At 62.7% G+C, this 17,372-nt stretch carries 16 protein-coding genes; 9 read left to right on the top strand and 7 right to left on the bottom strand.

Annotated features, from left to right (window positions below):
• The first annotated feature begins 195 nt into the window (after nucleotides 1-195).
• Together hydA and HV773_RS02455 are read left to right on the top strand one after the other, a co-directional pair.
• On the top strand, nucleotides 196-1,620 hold the full coding sequence (gene hydA / locus HV773_RS02460) for a dihydropyrimidinase (RefSeq protein ID WP_129563433.1): 1,425 nt from the start codon (nucleotides 196-198) through the stop codon (nucleotides 1,618-1,620).
• A gap of 112 nt (nucleotides 1,621-1,732) precedes the next feature.
• Nucleotides 1,733-3,202: an NCS1 family nucleobase:cation symporter-1 gene (locus tag HV773_RS02455; protein ID WP_217481890.1), complete on the top strand. Its 1,470-nt coding sequence runs from the start codon at nucleotides 1,733-1,735 to the stop codon at nucleotides 3,200-3,202.
• Between the two features lie 69 nt (nucleotides 3,203-3,271).
• Here HV773_RS02455 and HV773_RS02450 read toward each other — a convergent pair whose 3' ends face one another.
• A complete protein-coding gene (locus HV773_RS02450) occupies nucleotides 3,272-5,272 on the bottom strand; it encodes a gamma-glutamyltransferase family protein (RefSeq protein ID WP_129563431.1) in 2,001 nt (666 codons plus the stop codon).
• 154 nt (nucleotides 5,273-5,426) lie between these two features.
• Between HV773_RS02450 and HV773_RS02445 the strand changes: the two genes are divergently transcribed.
• A complete protein-coding gene (locus tag HV773_RS02445) occupies nucleotides 5,427-5,687 on the top strand; it encodes a hypothetical protein (RefSeq protein ID WP_175194178.1) in 261 nt (86 codons plus the stop codon).
• Between the two features lie 20 nt (nucleotides 5,688-5,707).
• Here the strand turns inward: HV773_RS02445 and HV773_RS02440 are convergent, their stop codons facing one another.
• A complete protein-coding gene (locus HV773_RS02440; protein WP_175194176.1) occupies nucleotides 5,708-6,022 on the bottom strand; it encodes a hypothetical protein in 315 nt (104 codons plus the stop codon).
• 7 nt (nucleotides 6,023-6,029) lie between these two features.
• Nucleotides 6,030-6,944, bottom strand: coding sequence for a LysR family transcriptional regulator (locus tag HV773_RS02435; protein WP_129564404.1), 915 nt, complete (start codon nucleotides 6,942-6,944; stop codon nucleotides 6,030-6,032).
• Between the two features lie 167 nt (nucleotides 6,945-7,111).
• Between HV773_RS02435 and HV773_RS02430 the strand changes: the two genes are divergently transcribed.
• The 3 genes from HV773_RS02430 to HV773_RS02420 all read left to right on the top strand — a co-directional run bounded on the left by HV773_RS02430 (nucleotide 7,112) and on the right by HV773_RS02420 (nucleotide 10,298).
• Nucleotides 7,112-8,554 (top strand): YfcC family protein, encoded by a 1,443-nt coding sequence (locus HV773_RS02430; RefSeq protein ID WP_129564403.1) that lies wholly within the window; start codon nucleotides 7,112-7,114, stop codon nucleotides 8,552-8,554.
• 21 nt (nucleotides 8,555-8,575) lie between these two features.
• The gene (locus HV773_RS02425; RefSeq protein ID WP_129564402.1) at nucleotides 8,576-9,763 is read left to right on the top strand and encodes a M20 aminoacylase family protein; all 1,188 of its coding nucleotides are present in this window, start codon (nucleotides 8,576-8,578) and stop codon (nucleotides 9,761-9,763) included.
• Between the two features lie 241 nt (nucleotides 9,764-10,004).
• Nucleotides 10,005-10,298, top strand: coding sequence for a hypothetical protein (locus tag HV773_RS02420; protein WP_129564401.1), 294 nt, complete (start codon nucleotides 10,005-10,007; stop codon nucleotides 10,296-10,298).
• A gap of 104 nt (nucleotides 10,299-10,402) precedes the next feature.
• On the opposite strand, the gene HV773_RS02415 is transcribed toward HV773_RS02420, so the two are convergent.
• On the bottom strand, nucleotides 10,403-11,293 hold the full coding sequence (locus HV773_RS02415; RefSeq protein WP_129564400.1) for a LysR family transcriptional regulator: 891 nt from the start codon (nucleotides 11,291-11,293) through the stop codon (nucleotides 10,403-10,405).
• A gap of 105 nt (nucleotides 11,294-11,398) precedes the next feature.
• Here HV773_RS02415 and HV773_RS02410 point away from each other — a divergent pair, with 105 nt between their 5' ends.
• The gene (locus tag HV773_RS02410) at nucleotides 11,399-12,394 is read left to right on the top strand and encodes an aldo/keto reductase (protein ID WP_129564399.1); all 996 of its coding nucleotides are present in this window, start codon (nucleotides 11,399-11,401) and stop codon (nucleotides 12,392-12,394) included.
• A gap of 251 nt (nucleotides 12,395-12,645) precedes the next feature.
• Complete coding sequence (locus HV773_RS02405) at nucleotides 12,646-13,365, top strand: hypothetical protein (protein ID WP_129564398.1); 720 nt, start codon at nucleotides 12,646-12,648, stop codon at nucleotides 13,363-13,365.
• A 90-nt stretch (nucleotides 13,366-13,455) separates the two neighbouring features.
• On the opposite strand, the gene HV773_RS02400 is transcribed toward HV773_RS02405, so the two are convergent.
• Nucleotides 13,456-14,181, bottom strand: a complete 726-nt coding sequence (locus HV773_RS02400) for an ROK family protein (protein WP_377729561.1) — start codon at nucleotides 14,179-14,181, stop codon at nucleotides 13,456-13,458.
• A gap of 264 nt (nucleotides 14,182-14,445) precedes the next feature.
• Here HV773_RS02400 and HV773_RS02395 point away from each other — a divergent pair, with 264 nt between their 5' ends.
• The gene (locus HV773_RS02395) at nucleotides 14,446-15,225 is read left to right on the top strand and encodes a COG4705 family protein (protein WP_129564396.1); all 780 of its coding nucleotides are present in this window, start codon (nucleotides 14,446-14,448) and stop codon (nucleotides 15,223-15,225) included.
• Between the two features lie 62 nt (nucleotides 15,226-15,287).
• On the opposite strand, the gene HV773_RS02390 is transcribed toward HV773_RS02395, so the two are convergent.
• Entirely contained in the window at nucleotides 15,288-16,226 is a 939-nt protein-coding gene (locus tag HV773_RS02390; RefSeq protein WP_129564395.1) for a LysR family transcriptional regulator, read from the bottom strand.
• A gap of 155 nt (nucleotides 16,227-16,381) precedes the next feature.
• Entirely contained in the window at nucleotides 16,382-17,299 is a 918-nt protein-coding gene (locus HV773_RS02385; RefSeq protein ID WP_129564394.1) for an NAD(P)-dependent oxidoreductase, read from the bottom strand.
• Nucleotides 17,300-17,372: the final 73 nt, after the last annotated feature.

Raw genomic sequence — 17,372 nt, 5'->3', positions numbered from 1 at the left:
TCTCATTTGCGGTCAAGCGGGCGCGCCCAGCAACGCTGCGCATCGCCCAGAATCAGGATACCGGCCGCCTCGCAGATTGTCGACATTCATGTAAACACTAGTTTTGTAAACAGCATTGTTGACTATTATGTCGACAGAAGTGACGTCATGATTGCCATTGATCCGTAAGACAATTTTCGAGGCGGGAGATTTCAGGTGACAGGTTCGGCGCTAGATCTGGTTATCCGCAATGCGCGTGTCGCAACGGCCAGCGACACCTTCGTGGCCGACATCGGCGTTGCGGGCGGACGCATCGTCCAGTTGGGCATGGGTTTGCCGGCGGGCGCACGCGAGATCGATGCGGCGGGGCGCGTGGTGACGCCGGGCGGCGTGGATGCGCACTGCCATTTCGATCAGCCGATGGCGCCGCCGCTGCGCATGGCCGACGACTTCGACACCGGCACGCGCGCGGCGGCGTGTGGCGGCACCACCACCGTTATTCCTTTCGCGGCGCAGGAGAAAGGGCAGTCCCTGCGCGCCGCCGTGGACGACTATCACGGCCGCGCCGAAGGCAAGGCGCACGTCGATTACGCGTTCCATCTGATCGTGAGCGACCCCACGCCGAAGGTGCTGGAAGAGGAGCTGCCGGCGCTGATTGCCGAGGGCTACACGTCGTTCAAGATCTACATGACCTATGAGGATCTGAAGCTCGACGACGGCCAGATCCTCGACGTGTTGGCGATCGCCCGCGAATACGGCGCGATGGCCATGGTTCACGCGGAAAACGCCGACTGCATCGAATGGCTCACGAAGCGCCTCGAAGCCGCGGGCCGCAAAGCGCCGCGCTTCCATGCGCATGCGCGCCCGCTGCTGGTGGAGCGCGAGGCCACGCACCGTGCCATTTCGCTCGCTGAACTGGTGGACGTGCCGGTGCTGATCGTGCACGTCTCCGGGCGCGAAGCGGTCGAGCAGATTCGCTGGGCGCGCTCGCGCGGCCTCAAGGTGTATGCCGAAACCTGCCCGCAATACCTGTTTCTGACCGCTGCCGATCTCGGCATCGACGACAACTATCAGGGCGCGAAATGCGTCTGCAGCCCTCCGCCGCGCGACAAGGCCAACCAGGAAGTGATCTGGGACGGACTGAACGACGGGCTCTTTACGCTCTTTAGCTCCGACCACGCGCCGTTTAATTACGACGCGCCCGAAGGCAAAAAACCCGGCGGCGAGGAAGTCTCGTTCAGCCACATTCCGAACGGCATTCCCGGCGTGGAAACGCGCATGCCGCTGCTCTATTCCGAAGGCGTGCTCGCGGGGCGCATGACGTTGAACCGCTTCGTTGAACTGACCGCCACCAATCCGGCCAAGACCTATGGCCTGCATCCGCGCAAAGGCACCATCGCAATCGGCAGCGACGCCGATCTCGTGATCTGGGGCGAGCGCGAATTCGTACTGCGCAATGCGGACCTGCATCACGCCGTCGACTACACGCCGTACGAAGGGCAAACGCTGCGCGCGTGGCCCGACATCACGCTGATTGGCGGGGCGGTGGTCTGGGACGGCCAGTTCCATCCGCGTCGCGGGCGAGGCCGCTTCCTGCGTTGCGGGAAGCCCACGATCGGGCCGCAGGGCGTGCGCGACTGAACTGTTTTGCTTGGGGTAATTCCATTCATGGAGTGCCCGCCGTTTCACCAGAATCTCACTAACCATTCGTAGAACTAATGTGAGCGGCGGGTTTATGCGAGGAGAGAGCATCGTGGAAAGACAGGACAGGAAACTGGCCGAGCTGGACCCGACAGGCCGGCTGTATAACGACGACCTGGCGCCCGCCACCGAGCGGAAGTGGACGTCCTATAGCTTCTTTGCGGTCTGGATGTCGGCGATACACAACATCGGCACCTATACGTTCGTGGCGGGCTTGTTCGTGCTCGGCATGACGGGCTGGCAGGTGCTCGCCTCCATTCTGATTGGCACGGGCATTCTGTTCTTCGGCATGAACTGGGCGGGCCGCATGGGGCAGCAGACCGGCGTTCCCTTTCCCGTGATGGCGCGACTCAGCTTCGGCATCTGGGGGGCCAACGTGCCCGCGTTGATTCGCGCAATCATTGCCATTTGCTGGTACGGCATCCAGACCTATCTGGCTTCGACCGCGGTGGTCGTCCTGCTGTTGCGCATCAATCCCGCCTTGCAGCACCTGGAGGATCAGAGCCTGCTCGGCCTCTCGTATCTGGGCTGGATCTGCTTCGTGTCGCTCTGGGTCATGCAACTGCTTGTGATCACGCGCGGCATGGAAGCGGTGCGCCGCTTCCAGGACTGGGCGGGACCGATCGTGTGGATCGTGATGCTGGCGATGGCCGTGTGGCTCTTCGCGATGGCCGACTGGCATCTGCCGATGAATCTCTCGGTCAAGCCCTTGTCGGGTAGCGGCGTGGTGCAGGGCATTCTGACCGGCGCGTTCCTGCTGGTCTCCACCTACGCGACCATGCTGCTCAACTATTGCGACTTCACGCGCTTCGCGAAATCGGAACGCGCCGTGATCGTCGGGAATTTTTGGGGCATCCCAATCAATTTCGCGGCGTTCGCCGCCATCAGCATCACCATGACAGTGGGCACCGTGGTGGTGTTCGGGAAGGCTATCACCGACCCCGCATTGATTCTCGCCCGCGTGCCCAACACGTTCGTGCTGGTCGTGGGCGCGCTGATGTTCATCGTGGCGACCATCGGCGTGAACGTCGTGCTCAACTTCGTCTCGCCGGCCTATGACCTCGCCAACGTGTGGCCCAAGCGCATTACGTTCCGTCGCGGCGGCATTATCAGCGCAGTGCTGGCACTCGTGGTCATGCCCTGGAATCTGTACTCGAATCCGGTGGTCGTGAATTACTTTCTGGGCGGGCTCGGTGCGTTCCTCGGACCGCTGTTCGGGATCATGGCCGCCGACTATTTCCTGATCCGGCGCGGCGTGGTCAAGCTCGACGACCTGTATCGCTCGGACGAGAACGGCGAGTACTTCTATCGCAACGGTGTCAATCCGAAGGCGTTGGCCGTGTTCGTGCCGACGGCGGGCGCAGCGGTTGCGGTTGCGTTGCTGCCCGCGCTCTCCGCGATTGCGGCGTTTGCGTGGCCGATTGGATTCGTGGCAGCGGGCGTGGCGTATTTCGCGGCGATGGGTGGAGCGGGCGCGCGCGCCAACGCCGGAAGGAATGGAGAAGTGGGCGCGCTGGAGTAACGGTGTTCGCAATGCATGCGGGGCGGACTTCCCGCCGCCCCGCATCGTGAACATCAGAACATCAGAACATCAGGGCGTGAACGTATCGCCGAGCACGACGCCTTCGCGACGCGGGTCGGTGCCGCCCTGCAGCACGACAGACTGGCCTTGCGTGACGCGCATCACCGTATTGATGCCGCTAGCCTGCGAGGCCGTCGACACCTTATGGCCCAGCGCAGTCAGGCCGGCGATCAGCGGATCATTCACACCGTTGTTGGTGAGATCGAGATCCGGATGTTCGCCGCCAATCGTCGTGGTCGGGCTGTTGCTCGCGCCGAAGTCCATCAGACCCGCCGACTGCTGTGCGTCGAGACCCCAGTCGAGCGCGCCCACCAGCGTCTTCACCACGTATTGCGGAATCGTGCCGCCGCCGGGCGAGCCGGTCGCCATCACGAAGTCACCCTTCGAACCGTCCGCCGCAACCTTGAACACGAGCGTCGGCGCCATCGAGCTGCGCGGTCGCTTGCCCGGTTGCACGCGGTTCGCGATCAGATTGCCGGCGCTGTCGGTCGGGCTCGCGGAGAAGTCGGTCAACTGGTTGTTCAGCAGGAAGCCGTGCGTCATGTGGAACGAACCCATGCTCGACTCGACCGTGGTGGTGGCGGTAAGCACGCTGCCGTCGCCGTCGACGATCGTGAACTGGTTCGTGCCGTGCTCGATCTGATTGGCGGCAATACCGACCGGCACCGCGCCGAGATCGCCCGGCTGCGCCGTGCCCATACTCTTCGACATGCTAATCAAATCCGCGCGGCTCTTCAGATAGGGCTTGTTGAGCATCGTGTCCCAGGTGCCGCCCGGCAGCGGTACGAAGTCGGTATCGGCAACGTACTTGTCGCGATCGGCGTACGCGAGCCGTTCCGCTTCCGTGATCAGATGCACGCCGTTGACGGTGGGCTTGCCGCCTTCGAGGTCGATGGCCGTGGGCGGGAGCGATTTCAGGTCGAAGTTCTCGAGAATGCCCAGCGCGGAGGCCACTGCGATCCCGCCCGACGACGGCGGCGGCATTCCGCAGATCCAGTACGTAGCGCGATACGTCGTGCAAACCGGTTCGCGCACTTTCGCCTGATAGCCGGCGAGGTCGGCGAGGGTGGTCTTGCCCGGCGTGAGCGTCGAGCCGTCGGCGCCCGTCGTGGTCGCGATCTTCGCGACGATGTCCTGCGCGATTGTGCCGGTGTAGAGCGCGTTCGCGCCCGACTGCGACATCTGCGTGAGGGCATCGGCGTAGGCGGGATTCTTCAGCACCGTGCCAAGCGCCTTCGGCGAGCCGTCCGCATTCAGGAAATACGCGGCCGCTTCGGGATCGCGCTTCAGGTTCGGCGCGTTCGACGCGATGGCCGCGGCGAGACGCCCGCCGATCGGAAAGCCGTTGGTGGCCAGCGAAATCGCGTCGCCGAACAGGCCGTTCCAGGCCAGCTTGCCGTGATCGTGCTGCAGCGCTTCGATCAGGCGCGGCACGCCGATCGTGCCGATCGAGCGGCCGCTTGCGCGCGCGTTCGGCAGCGGTGTTGTTTGATCCGTCGTGTCGTCGACGTAGCGCAGATAGTTTTCGGTCGCGGCGGCGGGCGCCGTTTCGCGGCCATCGTAGGCTTGCAGCGTCTTGCTGCGGCCGTCGTAATACAGCAGCACGCCGCCGGAGCCGAGCCCCGTGGCCTCCGGAACCGTGAGGCCGAGCACGGCCTGCACCGCAACCGCCGCATCGGCTGCGGTGCCGCCGCGCTTGAGCACGGCGCAACCGGCGGCGCTCGCGTAGGCGTTCGAGGTTGCAACCATGTAGGTCTTGGCGTAGCGCGGTTTCAGTCCCGTCCGGTAGCCGGATGCGGCCTCCGGTAGCGACGGATCGCCAGGCTGGTTCGAGCCGACGACGACAGTGGAGCCATTGTTGTCGACCGCGAGGCAGGCGCTGGCGTCAGTCGCGGGCGGCGGGGTGGACGATGTTGGTGGCGGGTTGTTGTTGGAATCGCCGCTGCAGGCACTCATCAACGCTGCTGCGAGCAGCACGGAGGCGTAAGGCCGGATCGTATTGATTTTCATCGTCGTGGACCGGAGTTGTCGTTCGGGGGAACGGGTGGGGGGCTGAATAGTCCGATGAATGGTTTCTTAAAACAACAAGAAAGGCAATTGGAATAAATTCGACTTGTTGGGGTAGGGCGCTAAAGTTCGCGCGGCCGTTGCCGACAATCCGGGCATGGCATGCGAACCAAATGAACCTTCCGGGAACCATTCGATCTGGGCCGAAGCACGGGCACTGGAGGCCAGCATTCGCGTGATCCGGCGCGCGCAGGGGAAGAAGAATCCCGAGGACTTTCCGCCGCATAGTCCCGAATGCTTCGCCGCCATGGACGAATTCGTGCGCGACGTCTGCCGGGTGCTAGAAGTCGATCTGGATGAGCCCGATGTCGAAGACGATGACGACGACGACCTGCATGGCGCAGGCGCGGGGGGATAGGGCGCGTGACGCCTGCCTGGTTATACGGCCGGGCTGACGCTTGCTACATTCGCGAGATTTTCAACCGTTGCGGGCGTGAGCCCTGGCTCGCTCTTCAAAGCGGCCCAGCCGTCCGGCGTGACCTGAACGGCGCGCGAGTCATTCGTGCGCCGCAGCCAGCCCTTGTCGCACAACACCGCCATGAACCCGACGCCAAGCGGTCCCGCGAGGTGATGCTGGCGCTCGGTCCAGCCGAGGCATTGGCGCGCGATGCCGGCCCGGCCCGGCTTGAGCGCCCCAACATCGAGTCCCAGACGGCTGAACCAGGCCACACCCGCAGGCGTTACGTCGAGCATTCAATCATCAGCGAGTTGACATTAGCCTTATTACTTCACGAAGAAGATAGTTTGCGGCCGGCCCCAGTCGCCTGCCGACTCGAGTCGTGACGTAGCGATCGAACGTGCGGGCGATTGGGTGGTCGATGGGTACAGCCTTGACTTGCCCAGCCGTAATGCGCTCTTGCGCTGCACGACGGGTCATGAACGCCACCGCGAGGTTTTGCGCCGCGATAGCCGCAGCAGTCGAGAACAAATCGCAGCGAAACGCAGGCACATAGATGCGTCCAATATCAGCAAGGATCGCGTCGATATAGGTTTGCAGTCCGAAGTCCGCCGGCATGAACACCAGCCGCTCATTGCCCAGCTCTTCCATTGAGACTGACTTGCGCGCCGACATTCGATGATCGACAGAGAAAATCGCGCACAGCGGCTCGCTCTGGAATAGCCGTGAATTCAGCGTGGGATCGGTCGAGGCCCCGATGGATATGCCGATATCGACCTCGTCCTCGCGAACCATGGACAGCAGTTCAGGCAGCCGGCCAGTGCGCAATTCCACCACGATGTTCGGGTATTTGATGTGGAATTCCTTCAGAACGACGGAGACCAGGTTCGTCACGATGCCTTCGCCAACAGCAATCGTGACCTGGCCTCTTCGCAGGCCGCGATACTCGTCGAGTTGAGCGCGAAATCGCCGCGCCTGCCGGTCCCGCTCCCGGAAATACTCGACGGCCATCTGGCCGGCTTCAGTCAGTTCCATCCTTCGCCCCCGCCGCGACACGAGCGATAAGCGCAACGCACGCTCGGCAAGCGCGACCTGGCGGCTGATCGTGGAGACATTGACGCCGAGCCCAACTGCCGCCTGACGCATCCCTCCATACGTTGAGATTGCGACGAGGTACTGAAGTACGCGCTCCGAAAGCTCGCGTTCAATCGATTCCATTGTGACTATTCCTATGTTGCCTGTTATGCAACATTTTCGTCGTGTCGATAGCAACTTTCCATCGGAAAATTCGCCGATACTGCGACCCATACTGGATGCGGCCGGTGGGCGTGCCCCAAGCCAGACAGATTGGACGACAACCCGTGACCACGGAGCGAGGAGCAGGCATGAGCGATCAGAAGTTGGCAGCGGCGAAAGCCGAGCCAGGCTCGATTGGAGACAATCGACTGCCTCGGGCGAGCACCCGGACAGACCCGATTAACCCCTACGTCCTGCTCTTTTTCATGCTGATTGCGGCTGCTGTGGCGACCTGGGTGGCGCCCGCGGGCGAGTTTGCACGCACAGTCACCAACGGTGTCAGCTTTGTCGTCCCCCACAGCCTGAAATGGATGCCTCAGCAGGGTGTGTTGCCCGGCTTCGTCTTCGTTGCCCTGGCTCAGGGCATGATCAAATCCGCCCCAATTATCTTTCTTATCCTGTTCACGGGCGGCGCGCTCGCTGTCCTTGACGCGACCGGCGCCATTCGCAGCACGCTAAACGCGATCATCAGGCGCGACGCTTCGAGCGAACTCACGACGATCGTCATCGTCTGTGCGGTGTTCTCGGTACTTGGCACGCTGGGGGTCGTGAATAACTCCGTCGTCGCTTTCGTTCCCATTGGCCTGCTGATTGCCGAGTCAATGGAACTGCCACGGGAGATCGGGGCAGGCATGATCTACCTGGGTACGTACTCCGGCTTCAACACAGCCATTCTCAATCCGGTGACTACCGGGCTGTCACAGCGCCTGGCTGGCCTGCCAATGTTTTCGGGGATGTCGTTTCGCATCGGGGTGTATGTCGTCTTCGTGATTGCCACAGTGCTCTTCCTCATTGCCCGAACCCGGGCATACCGCCGGTCCGGCGAAGCAAAGGCTGGCGAGGGGTCAATGGACGAGCCACGGCCCGCCTCTTCCGAACGCCTGAGCGCTCGCCACCTCGTAGTCGTCGGCATTCTGCTGGTTTGTCTCTCGGTCTTTGTCTACGGCGCGTCATCGAGGCATTGGGCGGAGACAGAAATGATCGCGACCTTTCTCGTCATTGCAATCGCTTCCGGGATAGTCGGCGGCATTGCGCCCAGCAAGCTCGCGGATACGTTTTTGTCCGGCTGCGCGCGGCTGATTCACGGCGCGCTAATCGTTGGCGCAGCACAGGCCGTTTCAATAGTCCTCAGCAGCGGCAAGATCCTCGACCCCATCATCAACATGCTCGCGGGAGTTCTCGCGCCGCTCAGCCCGACGCTGGCAGCGGTTGGCATGTTCCTGAGCGCCGCCCTGATGCACGTCGGGATATCTTCGGGATCCGGCGAGTCTGCGGTCCTGATCCCGATTTTCGCCCCGCTCGGAGACGCATTGCACCTGACCCGGCAGGTCTCGGTTCAAGCGGTGCTGCTTGGCGAAGGCTTCGTTAACTGCTTTAACCCGACATCTGGCGTCTTGATGGCCGTTCTCGCGACATCCGGTATCCCCTATACACGCTGGGTGCGCTTTGTTGCGCCCCTTTTGCTCGTGTGGTTTGTGATCTGTGTCGTCGCCATTGCGATCGGGGTTGCCATCCACTGGGGACCTTTTTAACCGACCTCTTCTCCACTTGCCATGTTGCTACCTGATTTGAGTTCCCTATCTGACTTCGAGCCGCTGGAAAGCGACCTTCGACAGTTGCGATATGTCCTGCACGGCTGCCCCGAGCTTGCGTTCGAGGAGACCCAGACCGCAGCGCTGGTCGCAAGCCGGCTAAGCGAGTACGGCTACGCCGTCGAGACCGGTATCGCCGGAACCGGTGTAGTCGGAACGTTACGGCTCGGAACCGGTACGCGTAGTATCGGCATCCGCGCAGACATGGATGCACTTCCGATCGAAGAACTCAACACGTTCGATCACAAGAGTCGATTCCCCGGAAAAATGCACGCGTGCGGTCACGATGGACATACCGCAATGCTGCTTGGCGCAGCCCGCCACCTTGCGAAGCGACAGCGGTTCGATGGCACGCTGCATCTGATCTTCCAGCCGGCCGAGGAAAGAGGGTTCGACAGCGGTGCCAAACGAATGGTCGAGCAAGGGCTTTTCACGCGTTTCCCGTGTGACGCGGTGTTCGCCATGCATAACCATCCCGGCCGTGCCGCGGGTACCTTCATGTTTCGCAAGGGTGCGTTCATGGCCGCGGGCGACCGGGTCTTCATCAAGATCGTGGGCAAAGGTGGACATGCCGCTCGCCCGCACCTGGCCAACGACCCAATTGTTGCGGCGGGCAGCATCGTGATGGGGCTGCAGACAATCGTCTCCCGCAACATGGATCCGGCCAAGCCAGCGGTGGTCACGATTGGGAAAATCGCGGGCGGATCCGCGCCCAACGTCATCCCGGGGGAGGTCGAATTGAGTATCAGTGTTCGTTCTTTTGATGAGGAGATTCGAGGCCTTTTGAGAGAACGGATCACGAAGCTCGTACATGCACAGGCCGACAGTTTTGGCGTCGTCGCCGAAATTGACTATGTAGAAGGTTATCCGGTCGTAACAAACACCGCGGCTGAAACGGATCTCGCGATACAGGTCGCAAGGGAGCTGGTCGGCGAGGCGAATGTGACGGAAAACATGGACCCATTGATGGGTAGCGAGGACTTCGCGTACATGTTGCAAGAGTGCCCCGGAACGTTCTTGCGAATTGGAAATGGTCCGCTTGAAGGTGGAAAAACGCTCCATAGCGCAACGTACGACTTCAATGACGAGAACTTGATCGTTGGTTCTGCGTTTTGGAGCAGACTGGTAGAGCGCTATCTTCAGGTCTAGATCTGGCGCCGGCAAGATTCTCAAACGCGACTTGCGCGCGCCGTACTGGGAAGGGAAAACGAAGAAGGTGAATTGGCCCGCATGCGGGTATGGCGCGACGGCTGACATGTGCGTGTCCTCCAATCCACGCTATGCTTGAGCACGTTTAGGCAAGCGCATAATCGGTTGCGAAAATCGAAATACATGCACCGATTGAGGCGGAAACCGAAACACTCACCGTAATGGAAATTTGGAGAACCGCATGAAACGATTCATTGCAGCAATGCTGGTTGGTACCGCGGCCATCGCATCGTCGGCTTGGGCGCAGACGACGACCGAACCCGCGGCCAACGCCGCGCAACCCGCAGCCACCACTGCGCAACCCGCGAACACCGACGCGATCGTTCAGATGCGCGCGCAGATTGCGGCAGCCAATGCGGAATACAACAAGAAGGTAGCGGCCGCGAAGAAGGTCTTCGATTCGAAGAAGGCGGCTGCCGCGAAGGTTCGCGATGAAAAGGTTGCGGCTGCACGCAACGGCGTGCCGACTCAATAAAGCCGGAGCAGCAATATGAAATCGCCCACGCCAGGATAGTTTCCTGGCGTGGGCGATTTCATTTTCTGTGGCTGTTCGATATCCGGTTTCTTTGAATTGCGCCGTTACTCCCGATACCGGAAAAACTCGATGAAGGCCCGCAGCGCCGGCCGCATTTGGCGGCGCGAAGGGTAGTAAATATAAAAACCGTCGAATTGCGGACACCATTCCTGCATGACCGCAATGAGACGTCCAGCACGAAGGTCCTCGGCAATCGCGTCCTCGAAGAGGAACGCGAGCCCCAAGCCGTCGAGCGCCGCCTGCCGCATCAGGGTCTGCTGAGGCAGAATCAAATTCCCCTTCACCTCGACACTGATCTGGCGTCCTTCCTTTTCCAGTTCCCATCGGTAAATGCGCCCGCTTTCGAAGCGCCGCCGGATGCACGAGTGATCGGCGAGATCGTTAGGGTGTGTCGGCTTCGGGTGGCTTTCAAAATACAAAGGCGTCGCGACGATCAGACTCCGGCGGGGGCCACTCGCTCGCACGGCGATCATGTCCGCCTGGAGGCTTTCGCCCAGTCTCAACCCCGCATCGCAACCGCTCTCGACGATGTCTTCGAACAGATCGGAGGTGCGAATGTCGAGCTCGATCTGCGGGTAGCGCGTGCTGAACGCGCGCAGGCGGGGCATGATCAGCTCTTCCGCGGTCCGGAGCGGCATCGTGATTCGCAGCGGCCCGGAAGGGGTGTCGCGCTGCTCGGCCGCCTCGGCCAATCCCGCAGCGATGTCCGATAGCGGCGCGCCAACCCGGTCGAGCAATCGTTGGCCTTCCTCGGTCGGGCGGGTCGAGCGGGTCGTGCGCGCCAGCAGCCTGACGCCCAGACTGGCTTCGAGCGTCGAAACCGCATGACTGACCGCCGAGGGCGCGATGCCAAGGTGGTCGGCCGCCGCGCGAAAGCTTCCAAGCTGCGAAACGGTCACAAATACGGTGAGTTGTGAAAGCTGTGTCCGGTCCATTGTTCTATCGAATAGATTGAGGCAATCGAATCCGCACATATTATCGAATGATCGATCGGCGACTACGATACCTGCATCCCGACATGTTCGCGAAAGGAGAGAAAGATGCAGACGCGCAGACTTGGACAATTCGATATTTCCGCCATCGGCCTCGGTTGCATGGGACTGAGTCAGGCCTATGGGGTGCAGGACGAAGCAGCGTCGACCGATACGCTGCACCGGGCGATCGATCTGGGTGTGACCTTTTTCGACACCGCCGAGGTGTATGGACCGCATCGCAACGAGATCCTGCTGGGGCGTGCACTCAAGCCGCATCGGGACAAGGTGGTGATCGCGACGAAGTTCGGCTTTAAGTATCGCAACGACCGCGACGATTTTGGCGACGTGACCGGTACCGATGGCCGCCCGGAGAATGCCCGGGCAGTGGCGGAGGCATCGCTCAAGCGTCTGCAAACGGAGGTGATCGATCTGTATTACCTGCACCGTGTCGATCCGGCCGTGCCCATCGAAGAAACCGTGGGCGCGATGGCGGATCTGGTTGCGCAAGGCAAGGTGCGTGCAATTGGCTTGTCCGAGGTTTCAGCCGAGACATTGCGCCGTGCGCATGCGGTCCACCCGATCACCGCGCTGCAAAGCGAATATTCGCTATGGACACGCGATATCGAGCGAAATGGCGTGCTGGCGGCTTGCCGGGAACTCGGGGTCGGCTTTGTGCCGTTCAGCCCGCTCGGGCGTGGCTTTTTGACGGGCAAGGTGTCGTCGCTCGCAACGCTGGACGAGCAGGACTTTCGCCGCAGTCTGCCGCGCTTCCAGCCCGGCCATATCGAGGTGAATCGCAAGCTCGTTGAGGCGGTCGAGGCCATCGCGCTCGAGAAAGGGGTGGCGGCGGCCCAGCTCGCGCTTGCCTGGGTCCTGGCGCAAGGCGACGACATGTTGCCGATTCCGGGAGCCAAGCGCATTGCGCATCTGGAACAGAATGCCGGCGCTGCCGATATTCAATTGAGCGAGGACGAATGCGCGCGGCTCGAAGCCATTTTCTCCCCCGAGCATATTTCTGGCGGCCGCTATCCGGAGGTGTTCGAAAAGATGGCGCAGAAGTAACGCATTCGTTACGAGCGGAGAAATAGCGCCGGACCGCTGGTTGATCTTCGCGGCGAAGTGGTTCATATTCAATATGAATTTTTCGACCGCTATTCGCCAATTCACGGCGCAGCTTTCTTATGCGTAAAGAGCCAGGCCTCGGCGACGCTGGCCCGCGGCAATGTTCCAGTTGTGGGGCCAGTCTCGCAGGGGCGGTGAATTTTTGCCCCCATTGCGGCGCGAGTCTGCAGAGCGCGCCGCCTCGCGAGCCGATGCGAGCCGAGCGTCCCTATGGGGATCACGAGGCCCATCACAGGCGCTCGTATCTCTATGCGTTCGCCACGGTGGCCGTGTTCGTGTCCGTTTTCGCCGGTTATGTGCTCTCGCACCGCCATGCAGGGGAAACCGCGTCCGAGACTCAGGTGACTCAGGGGGCCGTAGCGGGCACGCCGCCCGCGCCCATGCCATCTCCCGTGGCCGTGCCTATGCCGCCCGCGCAGACCGCACAAACCGCTGCGGCACCAGTGCCACCACCTCGTCACGCAGCCGCTTCACATACGGAAACCGCGCCTCCGGGCGCTGCATCGCTCAAGAGCCTTCGCGACGAGCGTGCCGTCGCCATGAAGCGCGATGCGAGCTTGCGCGCCGACGTCTCCCGCAATCTTGCCGGCGCGCGCGCGAGCCTCGACAAGAACAATCTCGGCCCGGCCCGCCGATCCATCATGAGCGCGCTTGCCGAGCAGCCCGGCAATGGCGAGGCGCTGCAAATGCAGTCCGAATTGCTTGCGCGCGAGCAGGATCGCGACTTGCTGCTAGGCAGCGCACGCCTGTGTGCGCGCCAGGCGGACTGGGTGTGCGCGTGGCATAACGCCGGACGTGCGCTAACGGTCGACGCGTCGAGCAGCGAAGCGAGGGACTTGCTCTCGCGCGCGATGGCCGAGCAAAGCGCAAAGGGCCAACGGGAATTCGATCCGAGTCTGGATAGCCAGTAGGATTTCTTCGCGCTGGCGCGCCTTTCAAATCCAGGTAATCAGGCATCCTTGATAAATGGCTTTGCGGCCAGTTTCTGCAAATGCGCTGAGTTACCGCGCTTCCCGTATTGAACGCGAATGCCACAACCTTGCGCCACCTTCGATGCCGCGCTCGTTCGATACGGTTGCCACGTTCGGCGGCAGATCGAAGGTGAGCCGCGCCGCGTTGCCGCCGCCGATCCACAGCTTGTCGTAGTGCACGAGCGATTCGAGAATGCCGATGACTTTCTCGATGCGCTTGTTCCAGCGTTTGTTGCCGACCTTGCGGCGCGCCTCATCGCCGATATATTCGTCGTATGCGTGCTTCTTGCTGACAGGATGGTGCGCGAGCTCGAGATGCGGCATCAATTCGCCGTCGCGGAACATCGCCGTGCCCGCGCCGGTGCCGAGCGTGAGGGCGAATTCGAGACCGTTACCTTCGATGGCGGCAAAGCCCTGCATTTCCGCATCGTTGATCATGCGCACCGAGGGATTGCCCAGGCGCTCGCCCAGCATCTGCGCGAGCGGCACGTTACTCCAGCCTTTTACGCCGAGATGCGGCGCCGTGAATACGCGGTTGTCGCGCACGAAACCGGGAAAGCCAATCGACACGTGCGTGGGCGGATACTGCTCGACCAGCGGCTTGACGAGCGCATCGAGCGTGTCGACGAGCAGCGCTGGCGGGCACGGATGCGGGGTCGCCACGCGCACGCGTTCCGTGCGCAGCGTGCCATCCGCATCGATGATCGCCGCCTTCAGGCCGGTGCCGCCTATGTCGATGGCGAGAATGTTTTCGATGCCCGTCGAAGCGGGCGCGACTTGCTTCGTGCTGGCTCGGGTGCTTTTTCTGCTGGTCACAATTCGGCTCTCCATGGATCGCACGCGCAGTGCGATGTCATTGCTTCGCTCGCCCGTTGCAACCGTGCTTCGGTCGAGCCCTCATTGTACGCAGCGTAGCATGGCGCTGCTTACACGGCCGCTGGCATTGATCTGATGATCGTTAAGGCGGCGTTAAGCATGGGCTGAATAGAATCGCACGGTATTCACTCAGGAGAGCTGCCCATGAATTCCACCGCCAAGGGCGTGGCAGAGCACGCGCTTAGCAAGGTTCCCGAGCTCACGCTCGGGTTCTGGATCGTCAAGATTGCCGCAACCACGCTGGGCGAGACCGGGGGCGACTGGGTCACGATGTCGTTGAACCTCGGTTATCTCGTTGGCACGCTGATCTTTTTCGCGGCCTTCGTGGTGCTGGTTTCGGCGCAGGTGCGCGCGAAACAATTTCATTCGTCCCTGTACTGGGCCACGATCGTTGCAACCACAACGCTGGGCACGACGCTGGCCGACTTCTGCGACCGCTCGCTCGGGCTCGGCTATCCCGGCGGCGTGACCATCATCGTCATCCTGCTCGTCGCGAGCCTGGCAATCTGGTACCGCGCGGAAGGGACGGTCTCGATCGAGAGCGTGGCGACGGTGCGCGTGGAGTGGTTTTACTGGACCACGATCCTGTTCTCGCAAACACTGGGCACCGCGCTCGGCGATTGGGTGGCCGGCGAGGATCGGGGCGGCCTCGGGCTGGGCTATGAAATGGGCGCGGCTATCTTCGGTGCGGGGATCGTCGTGGTTGGGCTGCTCTGGCTGTCTCGCCGCGTTTCGCGCACGACGTTGTTCTGGGTGGCATTCGTGCTGACGCGCCCGCTCGGCGCGACGCTCGGCGACTTGCTCGACAAGCCGATTGCGCAGGGTGGTTTCGATGTCAGCCGGTTCTACGCCTCGGGCATTCTGTTTGCATTCATGGCGGGTTGCATCATGCTGATCCCGCAACGCGCGGCGCGGCGCGTATAGGCTGCGTAGCGCGTGGTGTCGCGGCAATGCGCTGTTAATGCGCGATCAACGCCGCGACACATTTACTCGAGCGGAAAGCCGCCTTCGAACGATTGCCGCAGAAACTCGATAAAGCGCGTGACGGCTCGCGGAACGTGCACGCCGTAAGGACGCACCACGTAAAGCTGCGAGGCGAATCCCACTGGCCGCCAGTCGGCGAGCAGCACCACGAGCTTGCGCGCCTGCAACGCGGATTGCGCGCTGAAATCCGGCAACAGCACGATGCCGAGATGCTCGAGCGCGGCGTCGCGCAAGGCCTCGCTGTTGTTGGCCGCGAGCGGGCCGTTCACGGTCACGCTCACGCGCGACTGCACGGCGCGGCGGCCCGTCTTCTCAAACGACCATACGCCCGAACCCACAGTGCGCGGGTAATAGAGGCAGTCGTGCGCCGCAAGATCGGCCGGCGTTTTCGGAACGCCGCGCTTCTTCAGATAGGTGGGCGTCGCGGCAATCACCGAGCGGATGTCGCACAGCTTCCACGCCACGTGGGTTTCCGGCACCTGTGCGCTATGGCGGATCGCGAGGTCGAAGCCTTCGCTCGCGATCGAGGTGAGCCGGTCGGAGAGTTCCAGTTGCACGCGCACCTCGGGGTTCTCGCGCGAAAAGTGCGCGAGACGCGGGACGAGTTGCTGGCGCGAGAACGCGACCGGTGCCGTGACGCGCACGGTGCCGCGCGGAACCTCGGCCATTTCGCGCACGCTCGCGAAGCTGGTCGCGATGCGCTCGAATTCCTCGCGCGTTTCTTCCACGAGACGTTGCCCGGCTTCGGTGAAGCGCACGCTGCGCGTCGTGCGCTGCACGAGCGCGACGCCGGCCACGCGTTCCAGTTCGGCAATGCGCTGGCTCATCGCGGCTTTGCTCACGCCCAGGCGTGCGGCGGCCGCCGTGTAGCTGCCCTGCGCCGCCAGCACATTCAGCCAGTGCAGATGCATCCAGAGTGCTTCGACCTTCTGCGTATCCATGAAAGCGAATCCTGCCTTCCAGAGCGGGAAATGCCGCCGATGATAGCACCGCGCGTGCGCACTTTTTATTGGCAGGAACGAGGATTGTTCGCTTCAGGAAACAATCGGAAGCAGCGCGGCCAGCGCGAAGGCGAACACTGCCGCGCGCTTGCGCGTCATGCGCCGCCGTCGAGCTTGCGCAGGCGCCAGATCAGGCTCGAGGTGTCGAAGCGGCTGCCGCCGAGGCGCTGCACGTCGCCATAGAACTGGTCGACGAGCGCGGTGACCGGCAACGCCGCGCCGTTGCGCTTCGCTTCGTCCAGACACACGCCGAGGTCCTTGCGCATCCAGTCGACGGCGAAGCCGTGGTCGAACTTGCCCGCCATCATCGTCTGGCCGCGGTTGTTCATCTGCCAGCTCGCCGCTGCGCCCTTGCCGATCACGTCGAGCACGAGCGCCATGTCGAGGCCTGCGCGCTCGCCGAAGTTGATCGCCTCGGAGAGCGCCTGAACGAGGCCGGCCACGGCGATCTGATTGACCATCTTGGCAAGCTGGCCCGCGCCTGCCGCGCCGATCAGCGTGACGGCCACCGCGTAGTGGGCGAGCGTGGGCTCCACGCGCGCGAAGCTCGCGGCGTCGCCGCCGCACATGATCGTGAGCTTGCCGCTTTGCGCGCCCGACTGGCCGCCCGAAACCGGTGCGTCGATGAAATGCAGGCCGAGCGGCGCAGCGCTGGCCGACAGCTCGCGCGCCACGTTGGCCGAGGCGGTCGTGTGATCGACGAACACGGTGTCGCGCGCCATGCCCGCGAATGCGCCGTCCGGGCCGAGCACGATGCTGCGCAGGTCGTCGTCGTTGCCAACGCATGCGAACACCAGTTCGGCGCCCTGGACCGCTTCGCGCGGCGTGGCGGCTGCGCGCCCGCCGTGTTCGGCGACCCATTGAGCGGCCTTGGCGGCGGTGCGATTGTAGACGGTGACGTCGAGCCCGGCCTTCACGAGATGACCGGCCATCGGATAGCCCATCACGCCGAGGCCCAGAAACGCGACGCGGCGCACCGGATTGGGCGAGGTCGAGGTTACGGTTTGGCTCACAGTGGCTCCCTAGGATGGAAGAAGGGGGGCTCATTATCTCAGCTATTGCTGGCGGGATTGATGGCGGTCCTCT

Origin of the sequence: Paraburkholderia caffeinitolerans (assembly GCF_902859945.1) — a bacterium.
In the GTDB taxonomy this organism is placed as follows: Bacteria; Pseudomonadota; Gammaproteobacteria; order Burkholderiales; family Burkholderiaceae; genus Paraburkholderia; species Paraburkholderia caffeinitolerans.
Note: the sequence above shows the minus strand (reverse complement) of the source record. Positions and strands in the feature narration are given on the sequence as shown.